Here is a 6000-nt window from a genome sequence, read left to right as displayed (position 1 = left end):
GTTCGGCGGGGTCCTTTAGGCGCTCGCGAAGCGCTACTGCCGTTTCTCGTCCACGAGCCCTTCGATCGAACCGGATTTCCTCGTGTTCGCGGCTGCGATCAGCTTGGCAGAACGGGGCGGACGGCCCTAAGCCGCCGCCCGCAGCCGCACGGGTGCCGCGGTGCAGCGTCCCCAGACTTGTCGTTGGTATTGCTGCGCAGCATCGGTGGTGGAAACCGCACCATGCCGCCCAGATTTCGGAACGCCCGGCAGTCCCGTCGCGGTTCAGCCTTCTATGAGACGAGTCAAATGATTAAAGGGGGTAATGTATACACCATTGCTCCGTTTTGCAGCGACGCAGGCGACGCCGATATGGGAAATGAAACATGCCAGTGTTCGACCTTCCGACTGACCGTTTGGTCGATTTAACAGATGCGGATCTTCGCGAATTATTGGCACGGCTTTGCGAGGCGGAGCGCGAGAGGCAAGCGGGTCATCGAAACGAGGTCCGTTGGGGAGGCAGTCAGACTGCCGCCGACGGAGGACTCGATATTGTCGTGGATCCGGTCGGATCGTTTTTGCCCGCTGGCCCGCTCGCACGGCGAGACGTAGGAATCCAGGTCAAAGCAGCCGACCTTGCTGCTGCCGCCATCACGGGCGAGATGCGCTATGGCGGCTCACTTCGGCCAGCGATATCTGCACTCGCTGCCAGGAGAGGTTCCTATATAATTGCAAGTGCAGGTGCGAACTGTTCAGAAGCGATGCTTCGACGACGTGTCGATGCGATGCGTGCGGCTGTTGCCGACGATCCCAACGGGGCAGACCTGGATCTGATATTTCTTGACCGGAAAGCAATTAGTCGATGGGTGAGCGCACAGGCTTCGGTAGCCTTGTGGCTACGAAAACGCCTGACACTTCCCATCCTCGCGGGCTGGCAGCCCTTCGGACGTTGGTCGTCAACACCGGAAGGAGAACCTGACGATCTGATTTGCGAGGCGGGGCTCGTATTTCGCATCGGGCGCGACGATCCGATCCGAGAACTCCCGAATGCACTCGATGCTATTCGAAGCCTTGTCCGCAATGGAACCGGTTCTGTGCGCATCGCCGGGCTGTCCGGTATTGGGAAAAGCCGCATCGTGCAGGCGCTTTTCGAGCCAATCGGAGATTTGGCTGCATTGCCTAGCTCACATGCTATCTACACGGATTTGGGCCATTCGCCCGACCCAGCGCCCATGGGCATGCTTGAAGCGCTTGTCGACCGTAATTCGCCGGCAATTTTGGTTGTCGACAATTGTCCACCGGAAAGCCACCAAGCACTGGCGCGCAAATTGGCCGAGCGGCCGGGACCCGTTCGGCTGATCACGGTCGAGTATGACGTCCGAGCCGATAGGCCAGAGGAAACCGATGTCGTTCGCGTCGAGGCAGAGGGTTCCGACATTGTCGAGGTCCTTCTCCGCCGTCGCCGCCGTGACCTGTCTTCCGGAGATGCTCGGCGACTCGCGGAACTCGCTCAAGGCAACGCCCGGTTGGGATTCGCCCTCGCCCAAGCTGCACCCCGAACAGGAACCCTTTCGGCCTTCGAGGACTCGGCGCTTTTCGATCGCCTGTTCTGGCAACGCGAGGAACGGAACGAAGAACTGGCGCGCGCGGCAGAGGTTCTGTCGCTGGTCTACTCTTTCGAAGTGGACGGCGAGGAGGAACCGGATGAGCTGACCTTCCTCGGCTCACTTGCCGAATTGTCACGGAGAGCAATGCATCGGCACGCCGCTACTCTTCTCGACCGGGGACTTGCCCAAGCCCGAAGCAGGTGGAGAGCCGTTCTGCCCCACGCTCTCGCAAACCGTCTCGCCACACAGGCTCTGAAGTCGATACCATGGCGGAGTATCGCGGATGGCTTTGCCGCCAATCTGCGCCTCCGTCGATCGTTCGCTCGGCGACTTTCATACCTTCACGATTCAGATGAGGCTCGCCGCATCGTCACTCGGTGGATGGACGCAGGCGGACCCTTGCATGGTCCGACGCCGGACATGCATGTGCTTGTAGCCGTGTGTCACCTAGTCCCGGATGAGGCGCTGCGAGTTATCGATGGTATGATAGCTGCCCTTCAGGCTGCCTCAGGAGATTTCCATAGCCTCGACAGCTTGACCCGCATGATCTCGCGGATCGCTCATTCCGAGGCCATGTTCCCGCGTGCCTGCGAACGACTGGTGACGCTAACCATCGCGGTCGCCGAGCAACGGTCATCGAATGCCGACGATGCGTTGAGCAGCCTTTTCAACCTCTACCTGTCTGGAACGCTGGCCCAGACCGACACGCGCATCCAAGTCGCGCGCCAGTATCTTTTGGCGAACGACCCGGACCACAACGCGCGCGGTATCATCATGCTTCGCTCGGCATTGCGAACGGGCTACTGGTCCTCTTCCATCCTCTCTTACGATGATGCGCGTCCAGATGCGTTCGGATGGGAACCCCATTGGCAAGACGTTGTCGAGTGGTTCACAAGGTGGCTCGATTTGGCGGCCGAGATCGCTGTGGATGGCCCTGTAGCGATCAGAGACAGCGCCCGAAAAGCGCTTGCAGACGAAATCGGTGACATCTGGAAGTGCATCCCTACACTAAGGCCACGGATCGACCAAGTCGCGCGACAACTGCAAGCGGCAGCGCCTTGGCCCGAAGGTAGGCACGCTCTGAAACGGATGCTCTATTATATCCAACGCCGCGGCGAAGAATTTCCCCGCGCCGATACAGAAAATGTCCTGCGCCTTGTCGATCACATGGAGCCAGTAGACCTCGAAGCTCGTGTGCGCGCAGAGATGGTCATGGGTTGGGATTTCCACTTAGAGAACGACGACGAAGACGTAAATGCTGCCGAGGCCTCGCGAGCGCAACGCTTAGAGCTTCTCGGGCAGGAACTGGCGGCCAGCCTTGATAGCCTACGCGCTGTGGGTCGTAATCTTCTCGAAGCGGAAGTCGGGTCTTTTTATCAACTCGGTGTCGGACTCGCGCAAGGGGCAGCCGCTCCTGTCGAGGTATGGGGAGCCCTTCGAGATCTGCATCTTATCGATCCCTCCCGGACACGCCAGACCAGCGTCCTCTCAGGCTTCATTCAGCAGCTTGATATCTCGAACCCAGCCGTCGCAAACGACATTCGGGTTGAGTGTCGAGGTATCCCTGCCTTGCGACGACAATACGGTATCTTTCTCGCGAGGGGTGTGCTGCCTACGCAGGAGTTGGAACACGTCATCGAAATCGCTGGGGAGGCGGAAACTCCAGTTTGGCACTTCAGCGATGTATCCTGGCGCGAAGAGCGCGAGCTGAGTGATGAAGACCGCGTTCGTCTCTTGCGCACCATCCTCGCCAAATCGGGCGGTCCGGGGCAAGTAGTCGATGCGCTGAACATGCTCCGATATGTCGAAGGGAAAGTCCGATATCGCTGGCCAGAAGAGGTTCGGCAAGTTGGCCTTGATGCGGTCATGGAGATCATCAGCGCAGATGATATTCATGTGAACATAGATGAGCATATGTCGCGCGCCATGTCGGCGTGTCTGCGCGGGGATGACGGACCGGGGGCGAACCGCGTAATGGAGGCGATCATAGATCGTGCTGCAAGACGATACGGGAGCACCTATGATGTCGAAAGAACGCTTTCCGCACTGGCGGAGCGAGCCCCCAAAGTCTTTCTCGACCGCGTCTTTCCCGACGAAGCAGATGAGCCGTCCATAAGGTTTCGAGACGGTCCGCGTCCTGGGCCACTCTCGTGCGTGCCGACTGAGGCTCTGATCGAATGGTGCAGACAAAATCCTGACCGTTGGACCAGAGTCGCCCGTCAGATCTCTCCCTTCGCGCGCGGGGTCGATGATGAAGGTGAATCCGGACAGATTTCTCCACTCGCTCAAGCGTTCCTCAAGGCGGCACCGCGCCCCGAGGACGTGGTCGAGGCATATCTCCAGCATCTTGCCCCAATGAGCTGGTCGGGTAGCCGAGCGGCGATTATGGAGTGCCGTCTCGCCGTGATAGAATCTTTACAGGATCATCCTGCGCCTGAGGTCAGGCACACGATCTCTCGCTTGGTTCCTGACATCCGCGCCCGAATTGATCGTATCCGTCAGGCCGAGCAGGAGGAAAGCCGAGATCGAGACCAGCGTTTCGAGTGAAGGCGGTCCGGTCGTAGCGTTATCAAAGGCAGACATTCGTCTTCATTGCAGCGAACTACGGCTTTCCGCCCTTTGCAGTAATCCGCTTACGGCGGAAACTGTCGATCGGCCCTCTTTATAGCGCTGTCGTACTGCTCACTTGGGACTACCATACTGCAGCTCAATACTCGACCGTGAAGCAGCATGCAGCGCTCAAGTCGGCTGAGGGCCAAGAATTGCTCTCGGCGCTGATCCGATCTGCCAAACCATTGCGTGGCGATTTTCCCTCCATTGAACAAAGAAATCTCTGCCTGGCGCAACCCGAGGCTCTTCAAGCAACACGCGCCATCGACCGCCCATCGGCCTCCATCGCCGCATAAACCTCCGCCAAAAGATCAAGCGCGACCTTCATTGGCGCATCCACATGTGAGCGGATCTGCTTTTGCATGATGTAATGCCGCAGCGCCGTGGCGGCGGCCTTATCTTCACGCGACACTGAGTGCCCCAGAACCCGGCCCACCATCACCGCATCGACGCCCAGTTGATCCAGCAATGTGCTGGCCGTGCGGCGCAGGTCGTGTCGATGCCATCCGGAGGTGCCCGAGGCCCGGTTGAGCGCCTCCTGAAAGCGTGTCCAATTTCCCAAAGGTCCTCCGTTTGTGTTGGGAAAAACATGCGCCAGGGGATTGGACATGTCTGACCCCGGCAAGGCTTTCAGCAACGCGAGTGCGGCATCTGACAGATGGACGATCTGAGACCGCACAATCTGCTTTCCCTTGGTGTTCTTGATGCTCGGCTTTGTCCAAATCCCACGCGCGAAATCGATATCACGCCACAACGCGTCTTCGACATTCGCGACCCTCGACGCAGTCAGCAAGATGAACCGCAGCGCGATGAAACGGAAATCCTTTTCGGGGGGCGTTTGAAGACCCTCAATTTGGGGTGCCGGGTAAGTCAACAGCGGCAAAAGACGGGTCAATTCATGCTCATCCAGCACGCGCTCTCGATGCCCGAGGATTTTGGGATCATCCACCGCGAGATCCACGGTCTCCGACGCATCAGGCGCCGCGATGGCTGGCAAACGCCCTGCCCCGACCTTGCGAAACCTACGGCGGCCCGCCGCCCAATCCAGCACGGGCATCAGATAAAGCCGCGCTTTTGACACACGGCCATTCGCGGTGTCGCCCTTCCCTGTCCGGCCAACACGCCGATAGGCCTTCATCTCGATCATCAAATCCATCGTGGAAACCAATGTCAGGTCCCGCTCCAACAGCTTTGCAAAAACGGCGCGGATACTGCGCTCGGCTTCGGGCTGAAGATGCGGCTGGCTTGGCGTCCAGATGCCCAGCCCCTTGGCGGTCGCGACTTGGCGGTATTCGGAGAGGATGTCACTCAAGGTGGGCTTTGCGACGACCGGTGCGCGCGCCTCACGCCGCTCAGCGGCCACATCGACACCTTGCCGGATCTTGACGATCAGTTCCCGCGCCATATCGCGCGCAGCCGCCAGCTTCAGCTCAGGATAGCTGCCGATGTTCACACGCTGAATTGCGCGCGAGGGCGCGCGGGCGCGGACAGCAAAAGTCTTCTTTCCCGTATGGCTGACGCGGACCTGCAAACCTTCAACCTTGGTGTCGGAAAAGTCCGTGCGCTCCTCCACCACAACGCTGCGGAGGAACCCATCCGTCAATTCGCGCTTCGTCTTTTGATCGGTCATGCTCGGCTCCTCAGACGCGTGAATGGCAAAACGGGGTCACAACGGGGTCACAGATTTGATCTGCACTTGTTCTTCTAGGCCAGCTCAGGGCAAATCCACCCGCCCGACAAGGATACCAATTTTATCAACAAAAACAAATAGTTATATTCCATGAAACTCCCTCTGCACGATGAG

Annotated in this window: 2 protein-coding genes; one reads left to right on the top strand and one right to left on the bottom strand. The window is 59.1% G+C overall.

Features of this window, described 5'->3' with window-relative positions; all coding sequences use genetic code 11:
* Positions 1-365 precede the first annotated feature (365 nt).
* Positions 366-4133: an ATP-binding protein gene (locus FQU74_RS17810; RefSeq protein WP_146287828.1), complete on the top strand. Its 3768-nt coding sequence runs from the start codon at positions 366-368 to the stop codon at positions 4131-4133.
* 310 nt (positions 4134-4443) lie between these two features.
* Here the strand turns inward: FQU74_RS17810 and FQU74_RS17805 are convergent, their stop codons facing one another.
* A complete protein-coding gene (locus FQU74_RS17805; RefSeq protein WP_146287827.1) occupies positions 4444-5826 on the bottom strand; it encodes a tyrosine-type recombinase/integrase in 1383 nt (460 codons plus the stop codon).
* Between the last annotated feature and the right edge of the window lie 174 nt (positions 5827-6000).

The organism is Gemmobacter aquaticus (assembly GCF_007859075.1).
GTDB classification, from domain to species: Bacteria; Pseudomonadota; Alphaproteobacteria; order Rhodobacterales; family Rhodobacteraceae; genus Gemmobacter; species Gemmobacter aquaticus.
The sequence above is the reverse complement of the archived record's forward strand: the minus strand, read 5'-3'. Positions and strand labels throughout refer to the sequence as shown.

Coding starts and splice junctions, on each gene's coding strand:
- FQU74_RS17810 (WP_146287828.1), top strand. CDS start 366: ATGCCAGTGTTCGACCTTCCGACTGACCGTTTGGTCGATTTAACAGAT.
- FQU74_RS17805 (WP_146287827.1), bottom strand. CDS start 5,826: ATGACCGATCAAAAGACGAAGCGCGAATTGACGGATGGGTTCCTCCGC.